This is a genomic window from Curvibacter sp. Hmag1.1, from assembly GCF_059769165.1.
Genome location: NZ_JBMBGX010000002.1, coordinates 1,996,690 through 2,021,201 on the forward strand (window position 1 = coordinate 1,996,690; position 24,512 = coordinate 2,021,201).

27 protein-coding genes are annotated in these 24,512 nt (G+C 59.8%); 19 read left to right on the forward strand and 8 right to left on the reverse strand.

Annotated features, from left to right (window positions below; genetic code table 11):
- The first annotated feature begins 3 nt into the window (after positions 1-3).
- From ACOAP0_RS10065 to gstA, 3 genes are read left to right on the forward strand one after another with little or no spacing between them, the layout of a single operon-like run.
- A complete protein-coding gene (locus tag ACOAP0_RS10065) occupies positions 4-762 on the forward strand; it encodes a class II aldolase/adducin family protein (protein WP_498376284.1) in 759 nt (252 codons plus the stop codon).
- 8 nt (positions 763-770) lie between these two features.
- On the forward strand, positions 771-2,408 hold the full coding sequence (locus ACOAP0_RS10070) for a GMC family oxidoreductase (RefSeq protein ID WP_498376286.1): 1,638 nt from the start codon (positions 771-773) through the stop codon (positions 2,406-2,408).
- A gap of 18 nt (positions 2,409-2,426) precedes the next feature.
- Positions 2,427-3,035 (forward strand): glutathione transferase GstA, encoded by a 609-nt coding sequence (gene gstA, locus ACOAP0_RS10075; RefSeq protein ID WP_498376287.1) that lies wholly within the window; start codon positions 2,427-2,429, stop codon positions 3,033-3,035.
- An 83-nt stretch (positions 3,036-3,118) separates the two neighbouring features.
- Here gstA and ACOAP0_RS10080 read toward each other — a convergent pair whose 3' ends face one another.
- The 5 genes from ACOAP0_RS10080 to ACOAP0_RS10100 all read right to left on the reverse strand — a co-directional run bounded on the left by ACOAP0_RS10080 (position 3,119) and on the right by ACOAP0_RS10100 (position 9,257).
- Complete coding sequence (locus ACOAP0_RS10080) at positions 3,119-4,339, reverse strand: YbfB/YjiJ family MFS transporter (protein ID WP_498376288.1); 1,221 nt, start codon at positions 4,337-4,339, stop codon at positions 3,119-3,121.
- 8 nt (positions 4,340-4,347) lie between these two features.
- Positions 4,348-5,922, reverse strand: a complete 1,575-nt coding sequence (locus ACOAP0_RS10085; RefSeq protein WP_498376290.1) for a methyl-accepting chemotaxis protein — start codon at positions 5,920-5,922, stop codon at positions 4,348-4,350.
- 166 nt (positions 5,923-6,088) lie between these two features.
- Positions 6,089-6,427: a YnfA family protein gene (locus ACOAP0_RS10090; protein WP_498376291.1), complete on the reverse strand. Its 339-nt coding sequence runs from the start codon at positions 6,425-6,427 to the stop codon at positions 6,089-6,091.
- 85 nt (positions 6,428-6,512) lie between these two features.
- On the reverse strand, positions 6,513-8,768 hold the full coding sequence (locus tag ACOAP0_RS10095; RefSeq protein ID WP_498376293.1) for a heavy metal translocating P-type ATPase: 2,256 nt from the start codon (positions 8,766-8,768) through the stop codon (positions 6,513-6,515).
- Positions 8,769-8,801: 33 nt separating this feature from the next.
- Positions 8,802-9,257: a GNAT family N-acetyltransferase gene (locus ACOAP0_RS10100; protein WP_498376295.1), complete on the reverse strand. Its 456-nt coding sequence runs from the start codon at positions 9,255-9,257 to the stop codon at positions 8,802-8,804.
- Between the two features lie 145 nt (positions 9,258-9,402).
- On the opposite strand from ACOAP0_RS10100, the gene ACOAP0_RS10105 reads away from it, so the two are divergent.
- From ACOAP0_RS10105 to ACOAP0_RS10160, 12 genes are all read left to right on the forward strand, one after another.
- Entirely contained in the window at positions 9,403-9,600 is a 198-nt protein-coding gene (locus ACOAP0_RS10105) for a heavy-metal-associated domain-containing protein (protein WP_313868156.1), read from the forward strand.
- Positions 9,584-10,123, forward strand: coding sequence for a Cu(I)-responsive transcriptional regulator (cueR, locus tag ACOAP0_RS10110; RefSeq protein ID WP_498376296.1), 540 nt, complete (start codon positions 9,584-9,586; stop codon positions 10,121-10,123). The genes ACOAP0_RS10105 and cueR overlap by 17 nt, the downstream gene beginning before the upstream one ends.
- The gene (locus ACOAP0_RS10115) at positions 10,087-10,734 is read left to right on the forward strand and encodes a Crp/Fnr family transcriptional regulator (protein ID WP_498376297.1); all 648 of its coding nucleotides are present in this window, start codon (positions 10,087-10,089) and stop codon (positions 10,732-10,734) included. The genes cueR and ACOAP0_RS10115 overlap by 37 nt, the downstream gene beginning before the upstream one ends.
- Positions 10,735-10,827: 93 nt before the next feature.
- Complete coding sequence (locus ACOAP0_RS10120) at positions 10,828-11,019, forward strand: YgaP family membrane protein (RefSeq protein WP_481875105.1); 192 nt, start codon at positions 10,828-10,830, stop codon at positions 11,017-11,019.
- Positions 11,020-11,101: 82 nt separating this feature from the next.
- Positions 11,102-11,293, forward strand: coding sequence for a YgaP family membrane protein (locus tag ACOAP0_RS10125; RefSeq protein ID WP_087495702.1), 192 nt, complete (start codon positions 11,102-11,104; stop codon positions 11,291-11,293).
- A gap of 219 nt (positions 11,294-11,512) precedes the next feature.
- Positions 11,513-12,544: an ABC transporter ATP-binding protein gene (locus tag ACOAP0_RS10130; RefSeq protein WP_498377769.1), complete on the forward strand. Its 1,032-nt coding sequence runs from the start codon at positions 11,513-11,515 to the stop codon at positions 12,542-12,544.
- Positions 12,545-12,617: 73 nt separating this feature from the next.
- A complete protein-coding gene (locus ACOAP0_RS10135) occupies positions 12,618-13,898 on the forward strand; it encodes an ABC transporter substrate-binding protein (RefSeq protein WP_087495703.1) in 1,281 nt (426 codons plus the stop codon).
- Between the two features lie 164 nt (positions 13,899-14,062).
- Positions 14,063-14,983: an ABC transporter permease gene (locus tag ACOAP0_RS10140; protein WP_498376298.1), complete on the forward strand. Its 921-nt coding sequence runs from the start codon at positions 14,063-14,065 to the stop codon at positions 14,981-14,983.
- The gene (locus ACOAP0_RS10145; RefSeq protein ID WP_498376299.1) at positions 14,980-15,867 is read left to right on the forward strand and encodes an ABC transporter permease; all 888 of its coding nucleotides are present in this window, start codon (positions 14,980-14,982) and stop codon (positions 15,865-15,867) included. Before ACOAP0_RS10140 ends, ACOAP0_RS10145 begins: the two co-directional genes overlap by 4 nt.
- The gene (locus ACOAP0_RS10150) at positions 15,864-16,574 is read left to right on the forward strand and encodes a GntR family transcriptional regulator (protein ID WP_087495706.1); all 711 of its coding nucleotides are present in this window, start codon (positions 15,864-15,866) and stop codon (positions 16,572-16,574) included. Before ACOAP0_RS10145 ends, ACOAP0_RS10150 begins: the two co-directional genes overlap by 4 nt.
- A gap of 5 nt (positions 16,575-16,579) precedes the next feature.
- A complete protein-coding gene (locus ACOAP0_RS10155; protein WP_498376300.1) occupies positions 16,580-17,314 on the forward strand; it encodes an aspartate/glutamate racemase family protein in 735 nt (244 codons plus the stop codon).
- A 112-nt stretch (positions 17,315-17,426) separates the two neighbouring features.
- Positions 17,427-17,981: a glycine zipper domain-containing protein gene (locus ACOAP0_RS10160; RefSeq protein WP_498376301.1), complete on the forward strand. Its 555-nt coding sequence runs from the start codon at positions 17,427-17,429 to the stop codon at positions 17,979-17,981.
- 3 nt (positions 17,982-17,984) lie between these two features.
- Here the strand turns inward: ACOAP0_RS10160 and ACOAP0_RS10165 are convergent, their stop codons facing one another.
- Positions 17,985-18,875, reverse strand: coding sequence for a dienelactone hydrolase family protein (locus ACOAP0_RS10165; RefSeq protein ID WP_498376303.1), 891 nt, complete (start codon positions 18,873-18,875; stop codon positions 17,985-17,987).
- An 86-nt stretch (positions 18,876-18,961) separates the two neighbouring features.
- Entirely contained in the window at positions 18,962-19,891 is a 930-nt protein-coding gene (locus ACOAP0_RS10170) for a recombination-associated protein RdgC (protein ID WP_498376304.1), read from the reverse strand.
- Positions 19,892-20,040: 149 nt separating this feature from the next.
- Between ACOAP0_RS10170 and ACOAP0_RS10175 the strand changes: the two genes are divergently transcribed.
- The 3 genes from ACOAP0_RS10175 to ACOAP0_RS10185 all read left to right on the forward strand — a co-directional run bounded on the left by ACOAP0_RS10175 (position 20,041) and on the right by ACOAP0_RS10185 (position 21,670).
- Positions 20,041-20,529 (forward strand): Spy/CpxP family protein refolding chaperone, encoded by a 489-nt coding sequence (locus ACOAP0_RS10175; RefSeq protein ID WP_498376306.1) that lies wholly within the window; start codon positions 20,041-20,043, stop codon positions 20,527-20,529.
- A gap of 83 nt (positions 20,530-20,612) precedes the next feature.
- On the forward strand, positions 20,613-21,455 hold the full coding sequence (locus ACOAP0_RS10180) for a DUF2189 domain-containing protein (RefSeq protein ID WP_498377770.1): 843 nt from the start codon (positions 20,613-20,615) through the stop codon (positions 21,453-21,455).
- Positions 21,455-21,670: a DUF2788 domain-containing protein gene (locus ACOAP0_RS10185; RefSeq protein WP_313868168.1), complete on the forward strand. Its 216-nt coding sequence runs from the start codon at positions 21,455-21,457 to the stop codon at positions 21,668-21,670. Before ACOAP0_RS10180 ends, ACOAP0_RS10185 begins: the two co-directional genes overlap by 1 nt.
- Before the next feature lie 9 nt (positions 21,671-21,679).
- Here the strand turns inward: ACOAP0_RS10185 and ACOAP0_RS10190 are convergent, their stop codons facing one another.
- Entirely contained in the window at positions 21,680-23,239 is a 1,560-nt protein-coding gene (locus tag ACOAP0_RS10190) for a sensor domain-containing diguanylate cyclase (RefSeq protein ID WP_498376307.1), read from the reverse strand.
- Between the two features lie 509 nt (positions 23,240-23,748).
- On the opposite strand from ACOAP0_RS10190, the gene minC reads away from it, so the two are divergent.
- Entirely contained in the window at positions 23,749-24,507 is a 759-nt protein-coding gene (gene minC, locus ACOAP0_RS10195) for a septum site-determining protein MinC (protein ID WP_498391397.1), read from the forward strand.
- The last annotated feature ends 5 nt before the right edge of the window (positions 24,508-24,512 follow it).

Below are 24,512 nucleotides of genomic sequence, written 5' to 3' on the forward strand. Positions count from 1 at the left end.
TCAATGACCACACCGTCAGTGCAATCCCAGGTCAGCGAGCAGGAATGGCAACTCCGCCAGGACCTCGCCGCCTGCTACCGGCTGGTCGCCCTGTATGGCTGGAGCGATCTGGTCTTCACCCATATCAGCGCCCGCATTCCCGGGCCGGAGCACCACTTCCTCATCAACCCCTATGGGTTGATGTTCGACGAGATCACTGCCAGCAGTCTCGTCAAAGTCGATCAACACTGCAATAAGCTGATCGACTCACCTTACCCCGTCAACCCGGCAGGTTTCGTGATCCACAGCGCCGTGCACGAGGCCCGCGAAGACGCCGGCTGCGTGCTGCACACCCACACCCGTGCAGGCGTCGCAGTGAGTGCCCAGAAGGACGGCGTGCTCCCTTTGAGCCAACAGTCCACCTTCGTGCTGGCGTCCCTCGCGTACCACGACTACGAAGGCGTGGCCTTCCGCCCCGAAGAAAAACCGCGCCTGCAAGCCGACCTGGGCCACGCCAACTTTCTGGTGCTGCGCAACCACGGCTTGCTGGTGGTGGGCAAAACCATTGCCGACGCATTCCTGAGCATGTACACCTTCGAGGCCACCTGCCAGATCCAGATCGGCGCGCAGTCCGGTGGCGGCGCACTCACCCATGTGAACCCGCAGATCGTCAGCGGCGTAGCCGAAGCCATGCGCGTGCAAACCGGTGGCATGGGCGGCGCCTTTGTCTGGCCGGCCCTGATCCGCAAACTCCAACGCATAGACCCCAGTTACCAGGACTGACCCTTTTCATGACCCCCACAGAATTTGACTACATCGTGGTCGGCGGCGGCTCCGCCGGCTGCGTGCTTGCCGGCCGCCTGAGCGAAGACCCGACCATCACCGTGTGCCTGCTCGAAGCCGGCGGCCCGGACACCAGCGCCTTTATCCACGCGCCCCTGGGCTTCGCCGCCACCGCGCCCTTGGGCATCTTCAACTGGAACTACGAGAGCGTGCCCCAGCCCGGCCTGGGCGGGCGCCGGGGCTTCGCGCCACGCGGCAAGGTCATGGGTGGCAGCAGCTCTCTCAATGCCATGGTCTACACCCGCGGCAACCCCCACGACTACGACCGCTGGGCCGCTTTAGGCAACCCCGGCTGGAGCTACCAGGAAGTATTGCCGCTCTTCAAGCAGTCCGAGAACAACCAGTGCTTCGGCAACAACGAATACCGTAGCACCGGCGGCCCGCTCAACGTGAGCTACCTGCGCAGCCCCAGCCCGCTGAACCAGGCGTTTCTGGATGCTTGCGAAAGTCAAGGTCTGCCACGCACCCCCGACTACAACGGTGCACAGCAATGGGGCTGCGCGCCCGCGCAAGTTACCCAGAAGGACGGCGAGCGCTGGAGTGCGGCCAAGGCCTATGTCACGCCCCACCGCAACCGGCCCAACCTCACCGTGATCACGCACGCCCACACCAGCAAAGTACTGCTCGACGGCGCCCATGGCGACCAACGCGCCACCGGGGTGAGCTACCTGCACCAGGGCCAGACCCACGAGCTGCGTGCCCGGCGCGAGGTGCTGCTCAGCGGCGGCGCCTTCGGCTCGCCCCAGCTGCTCATGCTCTCGGGTGTGGGCCCTGCCGAGCACCTGCGCGAACACGGTATTCCGGTGCGCCACGTGCTGCCCGGCGTAGGCCAGAACCTGCAGGACCACGTCACCACGGTCCTGATTTACCGCACCCAACACCAGCAGGAGACCCTGGGCTTTTCGTTCAAAGGCGCGCTCAACATGGTGAAGTCGGTGTTCGAGTGGAGAGCCAAGCGCACCGGCTGGATCACCACCAACGTGGCCGAATCCCAGGCCTTCATGAAAACCCGGCCCGACGTGGAGGCGCCTGACATCCAGCTCGCATTTTGCACCGGCATCGTGGACGACCACACCCGCAAAGCCCACCTCGGCCACGGCTACACCCTGCACGTCACCCTGATGCGGCCCAAGAGCCGCGGCAGCGTCACCCTGCAGAGCGCCAAGCCCACCGATGCTCCCCGCATCGACCCCGCTTACCTGCAAGACCCTGATGACCTGGAAACCCTGGTGCGCGGCACGCAGATGGGCTTTGACATCATGCAGGCGCAGGCCTTGCAGCCCTACCGCGGCAAGATGCTTTACCCGATTGAACGGGACAACCGGGCGCAGATCGAACAGTTCTTGCGCGACCACTCCGACACCGAATACCACCCCATAGGCACCTGCAAAATGGGCCCGGCCAACGACCCCATGGCGGTGGTGGACGCAGAGCTGCGGGTGCACGGCATCCAAGGCTTGCGCGTGGTGGACGCGTCCATCATGCCGGACCTGGTGACTGGCAACACCAACGCGCCCACCATCATGATTGCGGAAAAAGCCGTGCAGCACATCCGGGCCGCCAAAGCCGCTAGCATGCAAGCCTGACCCAACCCGAGGACGTTTATGAAGCTGTATTACTCCCAGGGCGCCTGCTCGCTCTCCCCGCACATCGTGATGCATGAAGCCGGCCTGGCGTTTGAAGCCATCCCTGCGCCTACAAAAACCCACCAGCTGCCCGACGGCACCGACTTCTACACCATCAACCCGCTGGGCTACGTGCCCTACCTCACGCTGGACGACGGCCGCAGCCTGCACGAGGGCCCCGCCATCGTGCAGTACCTGGCGGACCTGGTGCCCGAGAAAAAGCTGGCCCCGGCCAACGGCACCTTCGAGCGCTACAAGCTGCAGGAGTGGCTTACCTTCATCGGCACCGAACTGCACAAGAGCTTCAGCCCCTTGTTCAACCCTGCCGCACCCGATGCAACCAAAGAGCAGGCCAAACAAACCCTGGCCAAGCGCCTTGCGTGGGTAGACAGCGAACTCGCCGGCAAGGACTACCTGCTGGGCGAACAGTTCACCGTGGCCGACGCCTACCTGTTCACCGTGACCAACTGGGCCCGCATCGTGAAGGTGGACCTCAGCACCTTTGCCAATTTGCTGGCCTACCGGACCCGCGTGAGCGAACGCCCCGGTGTGCAAGCCGCCATGCGCGCTGAAGGCCTGCTGAAATAAGGCCAAGCGCTACCAAAAAGAAGGGCCCTCACGGGCCCTTTTCTCTTGAATTGCTACTACTTTGATAGCTGCTTGCGCAGGATTCACGGGCGCCGGAGTGCCTTTTGACGTAGGCCGAGGGCGGACCCTACCCACAATGCACATGCCGAAAACACCAGGCCACGTGCCAAGCCGCCGGGGCCATCGGCAATCCAGCCCACGACCGTGGGCCCGACGATCTGGCCGGCGGCAAACACGGTGGTGAAGGCGCTGATACCTGCTGCCCAGGCCGCAGGCGGCAGGTTGTGCCGCACCAACGCCGTGGTCGATGCCACCACCGACAAAAACACCGCCCCGAAAAGCAAACCAGACACCAGCACCACCGGCCACCACTGGGTGAGCGCCGGGAGAATGGTCGCCACGCCTAACAAGGCATTCAGCGTGGCGAGCGGCCGACCGTCGTGGTGCTTGTCCAGCAAGCGTGCCCAGATGCGGCTGGACGCCATCACCGCCACACCCAGCAAGGAATAAAACACCGTAACAGCGGCGGCGGATGTGCCCTGCGAGCGCAAAAGCGCCACCACAAAGGTCATATAGCCGATGTAGCCCACCCCGAACAGCGTGTACCCCGCCAAGCCGTAGCGGAAATCTGCCCAGTGAAACTGCTGCGGCCCGCCGGCTGCCGCCTGCGCTTGCGGCAGGGCCCAGCCCGACATCACCCGTGCCGGCCACAGCATCACCGCGGTTCCGGCTGCACAAATCAGCGCCAAAGCCCACCAGGACCACCGCCAGCCATGGGCCTGACCCGCAAAACGCTCCAAAAGCCATGGCACCAACAAGGCACTGGCTACTATCCCCAAGCCGGTGCCACCGTAATAGATACCCAACAGCAGGCCGCCATGGCGCGGGTAACGCGCGCCCATCCGTGCGGCCAGCAATCCGCCGGCCACGAACACCAGGGCACTGGCAATACCGGCCAGCAGGCGCTGCACCAGCAAGGCATTCGCATCGGTAAAGAATCCGCTCAGGGCCATGAACACGGTGGCCAGCAATGCCCCGCCCCACAACAACTCGCCCGGACCCCGGCTGCGCAACAGGCGAGGGGTGAGCAGCGCACCGATGAAGTAGCCCAGCGCGTTCGCGGTGTTCATGGCGCCGGCCAGGGTGTAGGTCCAGCCCAGGTCGGTGCGCATCGCGGGCAGCAGCAGCCCATAGGCAAAACGGGTAATACCTAGCGACACCGCCGCCCCCACCGACAGCGCGAGAGCCAAGCACCAGCCGCGCGCGTCCACGGAAGGCAGCGCGGGCTGCGAAGGGGTCTCCACCGGCGGCGTCAGGCGGCGCTGCCCTTGAGACGGAACTGGCGTACCACCTGTGCCAGCGCGTCTGCCTGCTCACGCAAGCCTTGGGCAGCTGCAGCGCTTTGCTCCACCAAGGCCGCGTTCTGCTGGGTGGCTTGATCGATCATGCCCACCGACTGGTTCACCTGTGCAATGCCGCTGGACTGCTCGGTGGCAGACGAAGAGATTTCCCCGATGATCTGGCCCACGCGCTGCACGCCATCCACCATTTCTTTCATGGCGGCGCCGGCCTCTTCCACCAGCTTCACACCACCATCGACGGCGTGCACGCTGGTGCTCACCAGCGCCTTGATTTCTTGCGCCGCCGCAGCCGAGCGTTTGGCCAGCATGCGCACTTCAGATGCCACCACTGCAAAGCCCCGGCCCTGCTCGCCGGCACGGGCCGCTTCTACCGCCGCGTTCAACGCCAGGATGTTGGTCTGGAAAGCAATGGAATCGATCAGGCCGATGATGTCGTTGATCTTGCTGCTGCTGGCGGCGATCTCATGCATGCTGCCTACCGCCTGCGTGACCACCTGGCCACCACGGGCCGCGAGCGTAAAGGCGGAATCGGACAACTGGCGGGCCGTTTGGGCAGCGTGGGCCGTTTGCTGCACGTTCTCAGTCAGCTCGGCCAGGGAGCCCACGGTGTCCTGCACGCTGCTGGCGGATTTTTCGGTGCGCTCCGACAAGTCTTGGTTACCCGAGGCGATTTCCTGGCTGGCCGTGGCCACGCTCTCGCTGGCATAGCGCACCTGCGAGACCAAGGCGCCCAAGCCCTCTTGCATGGCCTTCTGGGCATGCTGCAAATCGGCCACTTCATCTTTGCCGTGCACCTCAATCGCTTGCGACAAGTCACCACCGGCAATCGCCTGCGCCAACAAGCGCGCGCGCTCCAAGGGCTGGCAGATGGAGTTCATGTTGAGAATAGTGAGCGGCACCACTACCAGAGAGGCCACACCCAGTGCGGCGATGAACAGCCACTTGATCACACCGCTGACCTTGTGCTGGTCGTTGACCGCGTCATTGGCCTCGTCCTGCAACACGCCTTCCAGCGACTTCATGTGCTTCATGACCTTGTCGATCTGGCCCAAGGCCTTCTGGCTCATGCGGTTGGCAATGGTGGCGGACTCGTAACCGCTGGATTTGAGTTGGTTGGCCACCGGTTCAAACAATTTGACGTATTCCTTGAGGTCGGCCTGCATCTCGCGGACCACCGGGTTGTCGGTGTCTTCCACCCCTTCGAGGAAGTGGCCTGCAATCGCGTCCACTTCGGCCAGGTGGGACTTCCAGCGGGTGTAAGCCTTTTCGACCTCCGCGGGACGCTCGTATTCGATGATCATGTCCTTTTCGGCCTCGCGCACCGTGCTCATGGCAGCCTGCAAGCGGCCCAGGTGCTGCATCTCGGCGAAGGAGTTGTCCAGAAAAGCATCGCTCTGGTCCTGGATCTTGCCCATGCCCCACAGGCCACCACCGCCCAGCATGAACAGCAGGGCCAGCACCATCGCAATGGCCCCCAACATACGCAGCCGGATGGTGAATTGGCGCATCATGGTCATCATGTTCATTGTTGTGTTCCTCGGGTGAGCCGGTCCAAGCGTTGGGCCATTCTTTCAGAGTCTAGGGGTGTATACAAGCGGCAATACGAGGCAAAGCCGTCAGGACGCCCGCCATTTCCAACGACTCGGGCAGCCAGAGAATCCCACAGACCGCTCCAGCACACCTTGACTTACGTCATGCCCCGGTGCGCGGCGCCAGCACAATCACCGCCATGCCCGCCAAGGCCAAAGCCGCACCAGCGCAGTCCCATGCCGAAGGGCGAATGCCGTCCACCACCCACAACCACACCAGCGCGGTGGCGATGTACACACCGCCATAGGCCGCATACACCCGGCCGCTGGCTGCAGGGTGCAAGGTGAGCAGCCACACGAACAGGGCCAGTGACGCTGCCGCCGGCAACAGCACCCACACCGGTGCGCGCTGCTGCAACCAGAGCCAAGGCAGGTAGCACCCCACGATCTCAGCGATCGCGGTGAGCACATAGAGGCCGGTTGTGAGCAGCAAATGGTTCATGGGCGCCTTGGGGTTTGCTCCCATTTTAGGAGCTGCTCGCGCATATTCCATGAGCGCCAGCGCCCATTTTTATCCCGAAATCGACTTACTTTCCACCCTGCTCCGGTGTCCACCGCTTGAGCAGCAAGGCGTTGGTCATCACGCTCACCGAGCTCAGTGCCATGGCGGCACCTGCCACCACCGGGCTGAGGTAGCCCAACGCCGCCAAGGGAATGCCGGCCGCGTTGTAGGCAAAGGCCCAGAACAGGTTTTGCCGGATTTTGGACACCGTGCGACGGCTGATGTCAAGCGCAGCCGCCACCAAGAGCGGGTCGCCCCGCATGAGGGTGATGCCGGCGGCATGCATGGCCACGTCGGTGCCACCACCGTTGGGGTTGGCCATGGCCATGCCCACATCGGCCGCCGCCAGCGCAGGCGCGTCATTCACGCCGTCGCCCACCATGGCAACGACTTTGCCACCGGCTTTGAGCGCGGCGACTTTCGCAGCCTTGTCGCCGGGCAATACCTCGGCCAACACATCTTTGGAATCCAAGCCGAGGCGCTTGGCCATGGCTTCTGCCGCTCCACGGTTGTCGCCGGAGATCATGACGGTCTGGATACCGCGAGCCTTCAGGGCGGCCAACGCTTCTTTGGCACCGGGCTTGGGTTCGTCGGCAAACGCGAGCAGGGCCAGCAGCTTTACGCCGCCGGATTGTTGCTCTGCCATGGCAGACACCGTGGCGCCGCTCATCTGCAAATCGGCCGCCTGCGCCGCGACCGGCGCCATGTCCACCCCCAGCTCAGCCATCCAGCGCAAGCTACCCAGCAATAAAGTGCGCTCCCCTACTTTGCCTTGGGTGCCGCGGCCGGCCACGGCTTGCACGTCAGTGGGTACGGTCATGGTGAGTGCTTTGTCTTTGGCCGCCTGCAGCACAGCGCGGGCCAGCGGGTGCTCGCTGCCGCTTTGCAAACCGGCGGCCAAGGCCAGTGCTTCGTCATTGGTCAGGCCCACGGGCACCAATGCGGTCAGGCGGGGTTGGCCCACGGTAAGCGTGCCGGTTTTGTCGAAGGCCACCACGTTCACGGTATGCGCTACCTCCAGCGCCTGCGCGTCCTTGATCAAAATGCCGAACTTGGCCGCCACCCCGGTGCCCGCCATGATGGCAGCCGGCGTGGCCAAACCCAGCGCGCAAGGGCAGGCAATCACCAGCACTGCCACGGCGTGGATCAGTGCCACCTCAAAGCTATGGCCGGTGAAGTACCAGCCCAGCAGCGTGACCAGCGCAATGACAAGCACCACCGGCACAAACACCGCGCTCACCTGGTCCACCAACCGCTGAATGGGCGCTTTAGCAGCCTGTGCGTCTTCCACCAGGCGGATGATGCTGGAGAGCACCGTGTCCACCCCCACCGCGCGCACCAGTAGCACCACGCGGCCTTCGCCATTGATGCTGCCGCCCGTGAGCTTGGCGCCCACGTCTTTAGCCACCGGCAGAGGCTCGCCCGTCAGCATCGATTCATCCACCTGCGTGCGGCCCTCCAGCAGCGTCCCGTCTACCGGAAAGCGCTCGCCGGGTTTGACCACAATTTTGTCGCCGACAAGTACTTCGGCCACGGGCACGTCTACTTCTCCATCACGGCCCATCAGGTGCGCCGTGTCCGGGCGCAGGCTGTGCAGGGCGCGAATGGCGGCCGTCGTCTGCCGCTTGGCCCGGGCTTCCAGCCATTTGCCCAAAAGCACCAGCGTCACCACCACGGCGCTGCCTTCAAAGTACAGGTGCGGCTCCATGGCGGGCATGCCATGCGCGCTGTGGTCAGGGGCGCCAAACCACTGAGGACTCAGCCACAACCACATGGACAAGGCCCAGCCCGCAGTGGTGCCCAGCGCCACCAGCAAATCCATATTGCCGGTGCGAGCCAGCAGCGCATGCCAACCGGCCTTGTAGAAACGTGCCCCCAAAATGAACTGCACCGGCGTGGCCAGCAAGAATTGCCACAGCGCAGGCAGCATCCAGTCTTTGTCGAACAGGTCCCCGACCATGGGCAGTACCAGCGGCGCACACAGCGCCAGGCCTATGCCCACCGGCCCGAAGCCCGCCCATGGCGAGGCATCCACCGCATCAATTGCCGCACTGGGCGCCAGCGGCTCGTAGCCCGCGTCCCGTACCGCGCGGCGCAAGCGGGCCTCCATGCCAGCATCGTGCACCGCGATGCGGGCAGACTCGGTGGCCAGGTTCACCGTGGCGCTGTCCACGCCGGGCACCTTTTTCAGGGCTTTTTCCACACGCATCACACACGATGCGCAAGTCATGCCGCCAATGCCGATATCGATGGTCGTGGGGGAGGGGGTTTCAGTACTCATGGTGCAAGCTTAGGCCTTGCCATGGTGGGAAGGTCAAGCGGCTACCCAACGCATGGGCACAAATGCAATGCCTTTTGTCTCCACCCGGGGTCCGGTGGCCACAAACCCGAAACGCTCGTACACCGGCTGGGCATAGGGCGTGGAGTTGACGGTGAAGTAGCCGGGGTTCGCCTCACCCACCGCTGCACGGGCATGGTCCCATAGCTGGCGGCTCAGGCCCCGGCGCTGGAATGACGCGTCCACAAACAGGTGGTACAGGTGGCTGGCGTCGCGCACGGCCACCACACCCGCCAGCGCGTCGTTGTTGACCGCCTTGAAGTAAGTGAAACGCGGATCCGCCAGGTAACCGGCTACAGCGTCGGGCGAAATCGTCTTGAGAAAGTCTTCCGCACCCGCTCCATCCGGCTGCAAAGTAAAGAAGCGGGCCACGCTACCGATCAGGCGGCTGATGGCCGGAGCGTCTTCGACCGTGGCTTTGATGATGTCCAAGTGAACCTCCCCTCTTCAACACATGGGAAAACAAGCTTACGTGCATTTTTGTTTGCCCAAAGAGCGGCAGGCCACTGACACAGGCGCTTGACCCTCCCACCATGGCAAGGTTCACAATGCTTTTATCTGCCTTTCAGGAGTCCCCATGAACCAAACCTTTACCGTTACCGGCATGACCTGCGGCCATTGCGAGAAGGCTGTCACCCGCGCCATCCAGGACGCAGACCCCCAAGCCCAAGTAAAAATCGACCGCAGCGCCAACTTGGTGGAAGTCGAATCCACCCAAGCCCGCGACATCCTTGCCAAGGCGATTGCCGAAGAGGGCTATGCCGTCAAAGACTAAGTCAGCAACGCTCTCCGGCCAGCCCGTCAACATCGGCGAGGCCGCCCGGCTGAGCGGTGTGTCTGCCAAGATGCTGCGGCATTACGAGTCGCTGGGTCTGCTGGGCACCGTCACGCGCACGGACAGCGGCTACAGACTCTACAACCAGACCGATGTGCACACCCTGCGCTTCATCAAGCGCTGCCGCGACCTGGGCTTCTCCATGGCCGAGATCGGCGAGCTGGTGGGCCTGTGGCAAAACAAGCGTCGCGCCAGTGCCAACGTCAAGAAAATCGCCCAAAAGCACATGGACGAACTGAGTGAGCGCATCGCCGCCATGCAGGCCATGCAGCGCACCCTCTCCACCCTGCTGCACTGCTGCCACGGCGACGACCGGCCGGACTGCCCCATCCTCGATGACTTGGCGGGCGACAAGCGCACTGCTACGCAATTGATAGCTGCTCGCGCACATTCGACGGGCGCTAGAGCACTAAAGCACCAAAATCTATGTCCACCTCCATCCTCAACCTCTACCCCGCGCTAACCCATGTGTTCCCCACGCTAGCAGCGCTCGGGCCAGAGGCACAGAGCATGACGGTGCCAAATCACACCGAGCTGTTCTCCGAGGGACAGCCCTGCCAGGGTTTCCCGCTGGTCCTGCGCGGGGAAGTGCGGGTCGCGCGCCGTGCCGCAGACGGGCGGCATCTGGAGCTATACCGCGTGGTGCCGGGCGAGTTGTGTCTGATCAGCAGTGCAGCTCTGTTTCGCAGCCAGGCTCTTAGCGCTCACGGGGTCAGCACGCAAGAGAGTGAACTGATCATAGTCAGCCCCGCCACCTTCGCCCTATGGCTGGACACACCCGCCTTCCGCAATCTGGTGCTGGGCCTGTTTGCCGAACGCATGGCCGACTTGACCAGCCTGATAGATGCGGTCGCCTTCCAGAAGCTGGACCAGCGGCTGGCCAACGCCCTGCTGGGGCGCGGGCAGGACTTGCACCTCTCGCACCAGACATTGGCCGACGAGCTCGGCACGGTGCGCGAGATGGTGACACGCCTGCTGCGCCGCTTTGAGAGGGAGGGCTGGCTCACGTTAGGGCGGGAGCACATTCACATCCTCAACAGTCAGGCTTTGCGTGCACTGGCCGTCGGGGGCTGAGCGCGCAGTTGAACAAAGGCTGCGTGACCTAAGTCACATACTTCCTTGGCACCGGAGCGTCCAATCACTTCAACACAACCAAGGAGTGATTCCATGAAAGCAAACGTAGGCGGTATCGACCGCATCATCCGTATAGGCGCTGGCGCCGTGCTCGTAGCCCTGGCCGCTACCGGCACCGTGGGCTGGTGGGGTTGGCTGGGCGCTGTGCCCTTGGCCACCGGCCTGATGGGCTGGTGCCCACCCTATGCCATGTTTGGCTTCAGCACCTGCGCTGTCAAAAACTAAGCCGCCTCTGTGTGGGCCGCAGCACCGACGGCTGTAGCGCCCACCGCTCCAATCAAGCTCTATACAGCTTCAGGAGCACAGCATGCGCACCAACATCGGCAACTGGGAACGACTAATCCGCATCTGGCTGGGTGCCGTGCTGATCGGGCTGGCGGCCACCGACATCATAGGCATGTGGGGGTGGGTTGGCATTGCCCCGGTGATCACCGGGCTCATCGGCTGGTGCCCGTCGTATGCAATCTTCGGATTCAGCACCTGCCCTGCCAAAACCTGAAACGCTATGAAATCAGGAGCTGCTCGCGCATATTCCACGTGCGCTAGAGGCTGATTTGATTCACTAAAAACGGGGAAGTGCTCTCCGGTTTGCACCAAAGCCGCGCGCACCGGTTTTGCGCTTTGGCGTGTTGCACCGCACAATGCCGGTGCATTTTGTACACAATCCTTGAAAAACATTGTGTACAAAGCTGGCATGCGGTTTGCGTACAGCCCCGGCATGAACGCCACTGCACCTGCCGCCATCGAAGTCATCGGGCTCACCAAGCGCTATGCGCAGGGCAAGCCCGCTGTGGACAGCATCCACCTGCGCATTGCCAACGGCAGCTACTGCTGCCTGCTCGGCCCTTCGGGCTGCGGCAAGAGCACCACGCTGCGCATGATTGCAGGGCACGAGTCGGCGTCTGACGGCGACATCCTGCTGGAAAACCGCAACATCACCGACCTGCCCGCCGCCGAACGCGGCACGGCCATGATGTTCCAGAGCTTTGCGCTCTTCCCGCATCTGAGCGCCCTGGACAACGTGGCCTTCAGCCTCAAGATGAAGGGCGTGGGCAAAGCCGAGCGTCACGCCAAGGCCAAAGACTTGTTGGAGCGCGTGGCCATGGGCCATTTGGCCGACCGCAAACCGACTGAGCTCTCGGGTGGCCAACAACAGCGCGTCGCATTGGCACGGGCATTGATTACCCAACCTCGTGTGCTGTTGCTGGATGAGCCGCTCTCTGCGCTCGACCCCTTCTTGCGCATCCAGATGCGCGCCGAGCTGCGCCGCTGGCAAAAAGAACTGGGGCTGACCTTCATCCACGTCACCCACAGCCAGGAAGAGGCCATGGCCCTGGCCGACACCATGGTGGTAATGAACCACGGCGTAATCGAACAGGTAGGCAGCCCGCACGAGGTGTACAACCGGCCCGCCAGCGAGTTTGTGGCCCGCTTCATGGGCGGGCACAACGTGATCGAGACGCCCGAGGGCAAGGTCGGTGTGCGAACCGACCACCTGCAAGTGCTGCCGGCCGACCAGGCGGTGCCTGATGCCCCCCACACCAAGATGGCACTGATCACCGACGTGGAATACCAAGGCACCTACGTGCTGCTGGGCCTGCAGAACCCCGGCACCTCGGTGACTGCATCCACCACCGCCGAAATCTCGGTGATGTTGTCTGAATCCACATTTGCCGCGCGGCCCTATGCCGTGGGCGAGACCGTGCAGCTGCGTTGGGCTCCTGAGGCCGCGCATCCGCTCCCGCACTGAGCGGGGCCATTTTCCCCAACGTCTTCGCAAGAAGTTTTCATCCTCCCCTCCGCAACCCTCAAGGAGTTTTCCCATGGCTGACGATCTGAAAGACACCCTCACCAACGCCGCCCCCGTGCAGCGCCGCAGCTTGCTCAAAGGCACCGCCGGCATCTTGGCCGCCGGCATGTTCCCCGCAGTGCACTCTGCAGAACCCATCGTGCTGCGTTACTTGGGCACCGCCGTGAACCAGGACAAGGCCATCGGCGAAAAGTTCGAAAAAGACACCGGCATCAAGATCCAGTACGTGGCCGTCACCACCGATGACGTGACCAAGCGCGCCGTGACTGCGCCCAACAGCTTCGACCTGATTGACACCGAGTACTTCTCCCTGAAGAACATCGTGCCCACCGGCAACCTGAAGGGCATCGACACCAAGCGCATCAAAAACGCAGACAAGATCACCACCCTGTTCACCACCGGCATGGTGGCAGGCAAGGCCGTGGGCGACCAGGGCACCGCCCCCAAGAAGACCATCTTCCTGGAAGGCGAAAAAAGCAAAGTGTTCGCCAAGAGCCCGACACAGTTCATGTCCATCATTCCCACCGTGTACAACGCCGACACGCTGGGTATCCGCCCTGACCTGATCAAGCGCCCCATCTCTTCCTGGGCTGAGCTACTCAACCCAGAATTCAAGGGCAAAGCCGCCATCCTGAACATCCCTTCCATCGGCATCATGGACGCCGCCATGGTCGTGGAAGCCATGGGCATCTACAAGTACCCCGACAAGGGCAACATGACCAAGAAGGAAATTGATCTGACGATCAAGACCCTGATTGAAGCCAAGAAGCAAGGCCAGTTCCGCAGCCTGTGGAAAGACTTCAACGAGTCCGTCAACCTGATGGCTTCCGGCGAGGTGGTGATCCAGTCCATGTGGAGCCCTGCGGTCACCGCAGTGCGCACCAAGGGCATCGCTTGCACCTTCCAGCCACTCAAAGAGGGCTATCGCGCCTGGGCTTCCGGCTTCGGTATTCCATCCACCTTGTCCGGCCGCAAACTTGATGGCGCCTACGAGTTCATCAACTGGTTCCTGGATGGCTGGGCAGGTGCGTACCTCAACCGCCAGGGCTACTACAGCGCCGTGCTGGAAACCGCCAAGGCCAAGATGGAAGCCTATGAGTGGGCGTACTGGATGGAAGGCAAGCCTGCCACCCAGGACATCAAGAGCCCCAACGGCGATGTCCTGGCCAAGAAGGGCGAAGTGCGCGACGGCGGCAGCTACGAACAACGCATGGGCGGCATCGCCTGCTGGAACGCCGTGATGGACGAGAACGCCTACATGGTCCAGAAGTGGAACGAGTTCGTCGCAGCGTAACTTGTGAACCACCCCCGTCCGGGCGCACTGCGTGTCGCCCGTTCCCCCCTCAAGGGGGCAACACCAGCGGTCTGGCACAGCCAGTCCCGCGGTGTTTCTGGAACGGGCAGCGCTGCGCACGCCCTGGACGGGCCCTCACTAACTTGGTTAACGGATAAGCACTTATGAGCGCACCTTCAACACCCTCACTTCCGGCGGCATCTGCCCCGGGCCGCACGCTTGCGGCCTGGTGGCAGGCCCTGCCGCTGACCACGGTGTTTGTGCTCTTCTTTTTGATTCCATTGGCCCTGGTGCTGATGGTGAGTTTCTGGGACTACAACCAGTACGAGATGCTGCCGGGTTTCACCTTCAAGAACTACATCTCGGTGTTCGAAGGCTGCTTGTCGCGCAATGAGTCGGGCGACCTGTGCGTCACGCTCAAGACCTACCTGTCCACGTTCAAGTTCTGCCTGCTGGTATGGGCCCTGACATTGGTGATCGGCTTTACCGTGTCGTACTTTCTGGCTTTCCATGTGAAGTCCAGCGGCATGCAGGTGGTGCTCTTCGTCATCTGCACCATTCCTTTCTGGACCTCCAATGTGATCCGCATGATTGCCTGGGTGCCACTGCTGGGTCGCAACGGGCTGGTGAATGACTTTCTGGTCGGCTACGGCATGGTCGACCAGCCGATTGAGTGGCTGTTGTTCTCCAACTTCTCGGTGGTACTGGCGTTTGTGCACCTGTTTACCACCTTCATGATCGTGCCCATCTTCAACAGCATGATGCGCATAGACCGCAGCCTAGTTGAAGCTGCCAATGACAGCGGCGCCAGCGGTTGGCAAACGCTGTGGAATGTGATCGTGCCGCTGTGCCGCACCGGCATCATCATCGGCTCCATCTTTGTCATCACCATTGTGATGGGCGACTTCGTGACCATCGGCGTCATGGGCGGTCAACAAATTGCATCTGTGGGCAAGATCATCCAGGTGCAAACGTCTTACCTGCAGTTCCCGCTCGCGGCGGCCAATGCCGTGGTGCTGCTGGCCATTGTCTTGATGATCATCTGGGCCCTGACCCGCATGGTCGACATCCGGAAAGAGCTATGAATTCCGACCGTCGTTCACCCGCCTTCTGGCTGTTGGCTGCATTTTTTGCCGCCTATGTGCTGTTTCTTTACGGGCCTATGTTGGTCATCGTGGTGCTGAGTTTTCAGGGCCCGGATGGCGGCCTGACTTTTCCGATGCGCAGCATGTCGCTGCACTGGTTCCACAAGCTCGCAGAAGGGCTGGGCACGGTCGACATCAGTTCCGCACTGAAACGCTCACTGGGCCTGGGGTTGACCGTGATGGCGTTCACCGTCGTGTTCTCGGTACTGGCGGGTCTGGCGTTCCGCAAAAAACTGCGCTTTGCCAATTTGCTGTTCTTTACGGTGGTGGCCAGTCTGATCATGCCGTCCATCATTGTGTCGCTGGGTATCGGCCTGGAGTTCCGCCTGCTGGATGGTGCCATCAAGAAGATGCTGGAGACCTTCGGCATGGAAAGCGCGTTGGAAAACTACGGTACCGCTTTGGGCATCTATACCTCGGCACTGGGGGCTCACCTGACCTGGACGCTGCCCTTCGGCCTGCTCATCATGTTTGCCATCTTCAACCGCTTCAACCCTGCCTATGAAGAAGCGGCGCGCGACTTGGGTGCCACCCCATGGCAGACCTTCCGCCACGTCGTGCTGCCGCTGATTGCACCCTCGGTGGTCGGCATCGGCATGTTCGGCTTCACGCTGAGCTGGGATGAGATTGCCCGCACCACGCAGGCCATTGGTGATGTCAACACCCTGCCCCTGGAATTGCAAGGCCTCACCACCACCGTGACCACCCCATCCATCTACGCGCTGGGCACGGTAACCATGGTGGTATCGTTTCTCGTGATGGGACTGGCCGTGGGGCTGTCCACCCTGCTGGCCAAGCGTCAGCAAGCAAAGCGGGACACATGAGCGAATTTGTTGCACTGACGGAAAACGAGATCTACGAGCGCATGGTGGCCACCATCCTGGACCACCGCCTGCCGCCCGGTACCAAACTCATTGAAGAAAAGCTGGCCAGTGCGTTCGGCGTATCGCGCACCCGCATTCGCCCGGTACTGGTGCGCCTGGCCAACGAACAGATTGTGACGCTGACGCCCAACCGCGGTGCCATGGTGGCCCAACCCACCGAGAAAGAAGCGCGTGAGGTGTTTGAGGTGCGCCGCATGATCGAGCCCACCCTGATCGAATGCTTTATTGCCAGCGCTACAGCGGACGACATTGCCACCCTCACCCAGTGCATCAATGAAGAAGAGGCGGCGCGCGCCAGTGGAGACATGCGCCGTGCCATTCGGCTGTCCGGGGACTTTCACTTGCACATCGCAAATGCGTCCGACCACCAAACGCTGGGACGCATCTTGCGTGAATTGGTATCGCGCACCTCGTTGATCTTGATGACCTACAGCGACAACCATGTACAGGCCAAATCTGAAGCCACGTCGTGCGGTTGCCAGGAGCACCGCGCGTTGCTGGACGCCATCCGCCTGCGCGACCCGCGCGAAGCCGCCCGCTTAATGCACGAACACCTGGCACAACTGGAACAACAACTGCACTTTACGGAGGCCGTGGACGATGCACCGGACTTGTTGTCCTTGTTCGGCGCGCCCGCCACAGATTGACATCCATGCGCCGTTTGCTGGTGATCAACCCCAACACCTCGACCACGGTGAGCGCCCTGGTGCAACACCATGTGCAATTGGCCGCCGGACCTGACGTGCACGTGGACACCGTCACCGCACGCTTCGGCGCACCCTATATCGCTTGCGAGGCCAGCTATGCAGTGGCCGGCCACGCCTTGCTGGATGCGTGGGCGGCAGACCAATGCAATGCATCCGTGCGGAAACCGGATGCCGTACTCATCGCCTGTTTTGGCGACCCCGGCCTGTGGGCCTTGCGCGAAGGCAGTGCGGCACCGGTAACAGGTTTGGCAGAAGCCTCATTCCTGCAGGCCAGCCGCCATGGGGGTTTTGCCGTGGTTACGGGTGGTGCCAAGTGGAAACCCATGCTGCAGCGCCTGGCACTGGGCCTGGACTTGCACCGAGCGCTGATCGATATTCATACCGTTGCACCCAGCGGTGTAGAGCTGTCCAATGATCCGCAAGCTGCCTTGGAGCTTTTGACTCAAGCCTGCCTGCAAGCGGCAGCCCATCCGGAAGTCCGCAGCATTGTTCTGGGAGGCGCCGGCCTGGCGGGTATGGCTGCGTTTGTACAAGCCCGGGTACCGGTACCCGTGATTGACAGTGTTATTGCCGGGACCGTGCATGCTTTGTCGCTGGACGCACCCTCGCATGCCCACAATGGCTTTCCGGTGCAATGGGCGCAGGTATCGCCCGAGTTAAGCGCTCTGGGCAGCAAGTAAGCAAATTGCTGCAGGTGTAAAGGCTTGTAATCCGCGTCATCCCGGTGAACAACGCCCCGTTGTAGGTGCATAAACCGTCACTTCTGGCGGTGCGGGCCTCGCCCCTTGATGCATGTTGAACTTATCCACATTCCGTTCCGCTATTCAGAACCCTCGTTGGATTGCAGGCGCTTGTGTTGCCAGTGCACTCCTGATGTCTCCCTTGGCACACGCTGATGACTGGACACCCCTGCTCGGGGGTGGCGCAGGTGCAGCGGCAGGTGCGGTTCTGGGACAAAGCGTGGGTGGCAAGAGCGGTGCGGTGATTGGTGGCGCATTGGGTGGCGCTGCTGGCGCCGCTGTAACAAGTCACGGCCGCAACCAGAATGGCGCGGTGATTGGTGGCGCCGTAGGGGGTGCCGCAGGTGCTGCGGTGGGCCAGTCAGTCGGCGGTCGCTCGGGTGCGATTGTCGGTGCGGGCATAGGCGGTGCTGCTGGTACCGGTATCGCACGCAACATGGGAAATCGACAAGTGCCGGATCGCCGTTTTGAAAGCCGGGGGCGCGAGGGCTACGGCTACCACACCGGCTACCGCCGGGGTGATGATCGGTACGGCCGGGAGTTTGACCACCACCACCGCCATGGTCACCATGGTCGCGGCCGGGGCCACGACCGGTATGACGACTAAGGCTTAGACCTTCAAAGTCTGGCTAAAGAACGCCAAGGTGCGTTCCCACGCTAGCTTGGCAGCTGCAGCATCAAAGCGGGGCGTGGTGTCGTTGTTGAAACCATGCTGGGTGCCAGCGTATTGGTGCGCGGTGTAACGTACCCCTGCTGCTTTCAGGGCCGCTTCATAAACAGGCCAGGCCCCATTGATGCGTTCGTCTACCCCGGCGAAATGGATCAACAAAGGCGCTTTGACTTTGGCAGCGTCTTCTGCTGCCGGGTGGTTGCCATAGAACGGTACTGCAGCCGACAAGTTGGGCAACCGCACAGCCAGTGCATGTGCGACACCCCCACCGTAGCAGAAACCGACAACCCCCAATTTGCCTGTCGCGTCCGGGTGGGATTGCAACCACTGGGCAGAAGCCACAAAGTCTTCTGCTGTCTTCTTCTGGTCCAAAGTCGCAAACAAGGTTCTGGCTTTGTCTTCATCGCCGGGATAGCCTCCCAAGGGCGCCAAGGCATCCGGCGCAAAGACCAGATAGCCCTCCAGGGCAAGGCGACGAGCGATGTCTTCAATGTGTGGATTCAAGCCCCGGTTTTCATGCACCACCAGAATGGTCGGCAACTTGCCTTGCGCGCCTGCGGGACGTACCAAGTACCCTTTGGCAGTTCCATAGCCTGCGGGTGATGGAAGTTCCACCGAAGAGGTAACGATACGTTTGTCATCTTTGGCAACCTGCTGGGCAGAAGCAAAGTCCGGGCTCAACGCAGCCAGCAAACCTACTGCTGTCATGCCTCCAACGGCGAACTTCTGGGCTTTTTCCAGGAACCCCCGCCGGTCTACGACACCATGCACATAGGCATCAAAAAGAATGAGCAGTTCCTGATCAAAGTCTTGGGCTGTCTTGCGCGGCATGGTGTCTCCCCAAAAAAGTAGCAGAGTAGCCAAGTCGTGTGACGAACCGGCAGAAGTTTTGCCAAACCCCTACCGCCATCGCGTCTTTACGCAGATGCTCCCGGCATGGACCCCAAGGGAACTTCGCCACCCAAAGCCTCCATCAAGTCCGGAATCAATTGGGACAGTTCACCGGTGGAAATGATGACATCGGCATCAAAGTTGTCGTCCTTGCCATCCCCTGCCGCCTTGGAGGCTTCTTCAAACACAGTGTCGAGAAACGTGACTTTTTTGAGTTGCAAGGCTTCAGTCAACACAAAGGAAACCCGGTCGTTCCAGGTCATGGCCAAGCGGGTCGGCATTTTTCCCAAGGCGATGTGTTGGCTCACCTCTTCAGTATCGAGAGGATGTCGGGTGTAGCGCACCACTGCTTTGGATTCGTCGGAGGCTTTCAGCTCACATTCCCGGTCAACGGAAAAATCTGTAGGTGATTCCCGTGTGGACAACCACACAGCCATGGCTGCTGCGGGAGATATCTGGGTATTGACCAACTGAACTGCAAAATCGGGGATGGCTTTGATCAATGCAGTCATCACCTCATCCGCCTTGCCTTGGCTGCCTGCATCCAACACGAGCCAGCCGCTTTTGGGATCTATCCACACCCCCACGCTACCTTGCTTGGTAAATGCCATGGGCAATAAAGCAAGGCGTGCGTCATCCCGCAACTCTCGGACTTCTTTTTTGCCGGGTTTGCGGCCGGTGCTGACTTCGATCTGGGCAACCTGTTCTTCGACCTTGCGTTTGACGACCGAGCCGGGAACAGATTTCACTTCCATCATGAGCTTCAACACCCACTGGCCACCCACTACTTCTACCAAAGGTCCATGTGCTTGACCCCGGGGCTCTGTCCAGCCTACTGATTTTTCCTGACTGGCACCGCATTCCACAAAACGGTCCGCCTGCAATGCATCTTCAAGTTGGGCCTGCGTCACAGACCAAGGGGACACCAAGCGGTACACGATCACGTTTTTAAACACACAACACCTATCAATTTGTTAATCAGACATTTTCATGCATCTTTACAAATCGATATCGCTTCTGCATGCCAGCGTTACATGCTGAAGCAACACTCGGTTTCAACCTGAAGGCAATGTCTGCTGCAGGTATCCACTTTAAGGACACTCCTATGAAACCCGCATTCAAAACTCTGGTGGTCGCCGGCCTGTTGGCCAGTGCCGGTTTTTCCGTATTGGCGCAGAAGCACGGTGCTGATGAAGGCCAGTACGACCAACGGCCCGGGATGCACCGCATGGACCCCGCCAAAATGGAAGAAATGCATGCCAAGCGCAGCGCGGAACTGAAAGCAAAACTCAAAATTACAGCGGCACAGGAAGCCAACTGGACTGCTTTCTCCAACAGCATGAAGCCGCCAGCACCGCAAACCAAACCCGCCACGGATCGCGCTGAGCTCGCCAAGCTGCCCACGCCGGAACGCCTGGACAAAATCAAAGCACTGCGTACTGAGCATATGGCTGCCCGCACCGCACAAATGGAACAGCGCGATCAGGCCGTTAAAACCTTTTATGGCACGCTGACTGCGGAACAAAAAAAGGTATTTGACACCGAATTTGCCAACATGAAGGGGCACCATGGCGGCGGCATGTCCAAGCATTAAGCATTGCTAAACGCTCTGTGAGCGCTTCTCCTTGATCATGGTCAAGAACTCTGCGGGGTGACTCCCGTAGACTGTTCTTGACCATGAACCCATTGCCAACACCAGTTATCTCCGTCCGCACTGTCGGCTTCATGCGGCCTTTGGTGTGGCTAGGCATGGGTTGGCGAGATATCCAACATTCCGGTATCGCAAGTCTGTCCCATGGACTGATATTGACCTTTATCGGCGCTGCCATTGTCGCGTTCGCAAGAGACAAATTTTGGCTTTTGGCAGGAGCACTAACGGGATTCTTGGTCGTTGCTCCAGTGCTGGCGACGAGCTTGTATGCACTGAGTCGTGCAATTGAACGGGATGAGCCTGCCGACTGGGAAGTCATTGCACAAACTTGGCTGAATTGGCAGAACCAGCGCCTCAATCGATGGAGCGAGGACTATTGGTGCATGTTGCGTTTTGGCATTCTGTTAGCAGGTGCCGCTACGACATGGGTACTCACATCCGCAGCACTCATTACCTTGCTGGCACCGGCCCCTGTGAACTCTCCTGCAGATTTCATTCAGTTGGTAGTTCTCTCACCGCATGGCTGTCTCTTTGAGCTCTGGCTGGCTATGGGTGCCATATTGGCAGCGCCCATGTTCGCATCCAGTGTTGTCGCCATGCCTTTGCTGCTGGACCGCAAAGTCAATATCAAAACCGCTGTACTGACTAGCTGGCAAGTGGTTCTTAGCAACCCTGGCGTTATGGCCTGGTGGGCTGCTTTGATCATGGGGTTCACATTTCTGGGACTAGCTTCCCTTTTGATAGGTCTGATTTTTGTGATTCCGATGCTGGGGCATGCCAGTTGGCACGCCTATCGGGATCTGGTTGCACCTGACATTGATACCAACCTTCAGGACAAGGGTTCGACTCCCGGTACGGGAGCGAAGTGATGTTCGGCTTTTCAGAAGAACAGATCGCCGCTTTTGGGCTTACTTTCGGCGTGGGAGCTTTTATGCTCTACATGCTCTTCATCATCGGACAACTGGCATGGGAATCCAAAGCAGGTAAGTTTGGCACCTTTGTGCTTTTCTTGGGCTTGGCTTTTGGCATGGTGGGCTTTGCCGCTAAGTTCCTGATTCAGTGGTTCCTGACTTCCGCGCTGTAGCCAGCTGCTTCAGGCACCCAAAACACGGTTTTTGCCAGCCCGCTTTGCCAGATACATTGCCTGATCCGCTCGCCGTATGGCATCAGCTGGTTCTTCTTCAGCAAGGACTTGAGCAACACCTGCACTGAAGGTAATCAGTACTTTCTCTGTTCCGGCCAAAAAGAAACGTTTGGTCAATTCCCGCTGCAAACGGGTCATGGCTTCAATGCCTTTGTCCAATGGTGTGTCGGGCAAAAGAATGACAAATTCTTCGCCGCCATAGCGGGCAAGTGTGTCCTGGGGGCGCATACATTCCTTGGCGACCGCAGCCAAATGCGTCAAAGCCACGTCGCCGGTTGCGTGACCCAAGGTATCGTTCAGCTTCTTGAAGTTGTCAATATCCAGCAGAGCCACGCTGAGCACGCTTTCATTGCGACGCATGGTGGATATTTCCCGGTTCAACGCCTCATCCAAACCCTTGCGATTCAAGGCACCTGTGAGCGCATCATGTCGGGCCTGCAAGCTGACCCTGTCGAGTTCCTTATGCAGTTTGGCCAGCTCAGCCTCTGTCTGTTTGGCACGTTCCTGCATTGCACCCAACTGTTCTCGTGACAGCTGGCTTTCTTGCGCCATATTGCGTGTTGTGCCCACAACTTCCTTCAACACGGGCGCAATGTCTGCGATGCTCTTGGCTTGCTCAATCAGGCGGGCACTTTCTTCCAGTTTGCTTTGAAACGTGCCGGTGGACTGGGTCATCTGGGCAAGCCGTTCGATAAATGCAGCCAGCATGCGTCGCATTTCATCTTGAGCTTCCAACGCTTTGTATTTGGCGTCTTTTTGCTTGAAGATAACATCACCCAGAAGCCGTTCCAGTTCATCCAACCGTCGCAGACTCAATGGCGGTGTTGACACACTCATCAACGCATCCATCTGACCTTTGAGCCACTGTTCATCCAGACTCAGCTCACCAATGTTCGTGAAAATCAAATGCAGTAGCTTGAGAAGGCCCTTGCGAATTTCGGCCTGGTCTTCCGCTGCAAAGGAAAGCCGGTGGCTGTAATTCACCAACATGGTCTTCAATGTGAAGGCATCCGCATCCGGTTTGCGCATTGCCTGAAGCAAAAGGCCGGTTTGCTCCACAAAACGCTCGTCGTCTGAACCCAACGCCGGTTGTGCGTATTCAATCAACCTGGCGATTTGCGCAAAAAACTCCGCCGTCAAGGCTGGTGGATTCGATGACGGTTGCTCTGCGTTAACCGGCAAAGATGACGCCAAAGGCGATGTACCTGCATCTGACCCGACGACAGGTGCAAACGCTCCATAACCCACCAGCGCCGCTTTCACACCGTCCCAACTCAAACGGTCGATCGCGTAATCCAATAAGCCTTTTTGTTTCTGCTGGCCTGGTGTCTTGAGTGGCAACGACTGGGACAGATCACGCAGAAAGTCTGCCGGAAACGGTTGCACAGAAGGAATACCGGCTATCTCGTTATAGACAGACTGGTAGTTGGCCGGCGTAGGGACCAGTTTTCGTGCCGTGAGCTGCTTCAAAGTCTCTCGGGCAATCTCGAATGAACGTTTCTCAACCATGCTTGCTTCTCTTTCTGGCGCACACCCTGTTTCAAGCGCAAAGGCATTGTCAGCTGAAATGGTGAAACCGGAACAAAAGTGCGTTGTAAATGGCACGTGTCAACAACACAAGCAAATGAGCATAACCCTGTGTATAAACTCGATGACAACTTCTACTTATCCACAGTTCATAGGTTTTTTTCAAACTTATCCCTGTTCCGGGTACAAAACCAAAGCACAGTCACGCACAAGAGTAGATGAGCTTTAAGCTATTGATTTATATAGATTTTTATGGCTTATCAACAGAAAAATGCTTTCCTTATCTACTACTACTATTTTGAATTTAAAGAATTAAGACAATAGCAAGGAAAACTTTTTCCCCACTTTTGCAACAATGAATTTATTTTGAGAAATCTTGTGTACATCTGCAATTTCCATCGATAAATAAAGGGAAGACACCTTCGCATCAAGTAAGATTTGCCACCTTCTGATGAATCTGTCTTAACCCTTTCATGCCAGCACCCTCTGCCATGCAACCGTCATCCTCAAAACGCAGCACGTTTGAAATCAAAAGCGCCCAATTGCCGTTGGTTGCTTTGCTGGTGAAGACCAGCGACTTTCAAACCCTTGCGGAAGAGTTGAACGCTGCATTCGGACCGCAGGGCGAAACACCGGATTTCTTTGAGAAGGATGGCCTGGTCCTGGATTTCTCATCCTTGGATGTCGATGTACCAGCGCAAGGACTAGAACCTCTGCTACGGGTCTTGAAAACCTGCAATCTAATTCCTGTTGCCTACCGTTGTAACCACCCTGCTTGGGCTGAAGCTGCGGAGAAGCTAGGTCTGTTCAAAGCGGAGCCGGAAGTTCAGCGTTCAAAAGCTGCCACGGTAATTCCCGAACCAAGGCAGACACTGGTTCAGGAAGTCATCCGTGAAGTTCCCGGGCCAGCGACCATGGTGATAGACAAACCATTGAGATCTGGACAAAAAGTCTATGCCAAGGGCTGTGATCTAGTGGTTTTGGCTATGGTCAACCAAGGCGCTGAAGTAGTGGCTGACGGTAACATTCATGTGTACGCAGCTTTACGCGGCAAAGCCATGGCAGGTGCCAGAGGAAATGCCAAAGCGAGAATTTTTGCGCTATCACTGGAACCGGAGTTGGTTTCCATTGCTGGCGTGTATCGCACCAGTGAGAATCCGTTTCCCAAGGAGGTCCATGGGAAGACGGCTCAAGTCCGGCTCAGTGATGACGGACAAGAAAAATTATTGATAGAAGCCCTCAAGGCTTGAAACAT

What these genes read in the sequence shown, in the direction of transcription:
- ACOAP0_RS10065 (WP_498376284.1), top strand. Translation starts at nt 4, where the DNA reads ATGACCACACCGTCAGTGCAATCCCAGGTCAGCGAGCAGGAATGGCAA.
- ACOAP0_RS10070 (WP_498376286.1), top strand. Translation starts at nt 771, where the DNA reads ATGACCCCCACAGAATTTGACTACATCGTGGTCGGCGGCGGCTCCGCC.
- gstA (WP_498376287.1), top strand. Translation starts at nt 2,427, where the DNA reads ATGAAGCTGTATTACTCCCAGGGCGCCTGCTCGCTCTCCCCGCACATC.
- ACOAP0_RS10085 (WP_498376290.1), bottom strand. Translation starts at nt 5,922, where the DNA reads ATGAACATGATGACCATGATGCGCCAATTCACCATCCGGCTGCGTATG.
- ACOAP0_RS10090 (WP_498376291.1), bottom strand. Translation starts at nt 6,427, where the DNA reads ATGAACCATTTGCTGCTCACAACCGGCCTCTATGTGCTCACCGCGATC.
- ACOAP0_RS10095 (WP_498376293.1), bottom strand. Translation starts at nt 8,768, where the DNA reads ATGAGTACTGAAACCCCCTCCCCCACGACCATCGATATCGGCATTGGC.
- ACOAP0_RS10105 (WP_313868156.1), top strand. Translation starts at nt 9,403, where the DNA reads ATGAACCAAACCTTTACCGTTACCGGCATGACCTGCGGCCATTGCGAG.
- cueR (WP_498376296.1), top strand. Translation starts at nt 9,584, where the DNA reads ATGCCGTCAAAGACTAAGTCAGCAACGCTCTCCGGCCAGCCCGTCAAC.
- ACOAP0_RS10115 (WP_498376297.1), top strand. Translation starts at nt 10,087, where the DNA reads ATGTCCACCTCCATCCTCAACCTCTACCCCGCGCTAACCCATGTGTTC.
- ACOAP0_RS10120 (WP_481875105.1), top strand. Translation starts at nt 10,828, where the DNA reads ATGAAAGCAAACGTAGGCGGTATCGACCGCATCATCCGTATAGGCGCT.
- ACOAP0_RS10125 (WP_087495702.1), top strand. Translation starts at nt 11,102, where the DNA reads ATGCGCACCAACATCGGCAACTGGGAACGACTAATCCGCATCTGGCTG.
- ACOAP0_RS10130 (WP_498377769.1), top strand. Translation starts at nt 11,513, where the DNA reads ATGAACGCCACTGCACCTGCCGCCATCGAAGTCATCGGGCTCACCAAG.
- ACOAP0_RS10135 (WP_087495703.1), top strand. Translation starts at nt 12,618, where the DNA reads ATGGCTGACGATCTGAAAGACACCCTCACCAACGCCGCCCCCGTGCAG.
- ACOAP0_RS10140 (WP_498376298.1), top strand. Translation starts at nt 14,063, where the DNA reads ATGAGCGCACCTTCAACACCCTCACTTCCGGCGGCATCTGCCCCGGGC.
- ACOAP0_RS10145 (WP_498376299.1), top strand. Translation starts at nt 14,980, where the DNA reads ATGAATTCCGACCGTCGTTCACCCGCCTTCTGGCTGTTGGCTGCATTT.
- ACOAP0_RS10150 (WP_087495706.1), top strand. Translation starts at nt 15,864, where the DNA reads ATGAGCGAATTTGTTGCACTGACGGAAAACGAGATCTACGAGCGCATG.
- ACOAP0_RS10155 (WP_498376300.1), top strand. Translation starts at nt 16,580, where the DNA reads ATGCGCCGTTTGCTGGTGATCAACCCCAACACCTCGACCACGGTGAGC.
- ACOAP0_RS10160 (WP_498376301.1), top strand. Translation starts at nt 17,427, where the DNA reads ATGTTGAACTTATCCACATTCCGTTCCGCTATTCAGAACCCTCGTTGG.
- ACOAP0_RS10165 (WP_498376303.1), bottom strand. Translation starts at nt 18,875, where the DNA reads ATGCCGCGCAAGACAGCCCAAGACTTTGATCAGGAACTGCTCATTCTT.
- ACOAP0_RS10175 (WP_498376306.1), top strand. Translation starts at nt 20,041, where the DNA reads ATGAAACCCGCATTCAAAACTCTGGTGGTCGCCGGCCTGTTGGCCAGT.
- ACOAP0_RS10180 (WP_498377770.1), top strand. Translation starts at nt 20,613, where the DNA reads ATGAACCCATTGCCAACACCAGTTATCTCCGTCCGCACTGTCGGCTTC.
- ACOAP0_RS10185 (WP_313868168.1), top strand. Translation starts at nt 21,455, where the DNA reads ATGTTCGGCTTTTCAGAAGAACAGATCGCCGCTTTTGGGCTTACTTTC.
- ACOAP0_RS10190 (WP_498376307.1), bottom strand. Translation starts at nt 23,239, where the DNA reads ATGGTTGAGAAACGTTCATTCGAGATTGCCCGAGAGACTTTGAAGCAG.
- minC (WP_498391397.1), top strand. Translation starts at nt 23,749, where the DNA reads ATGCAACCGTCATCCTCAAAACGCAGCACGTTTGAAATCAAAAGCGCC.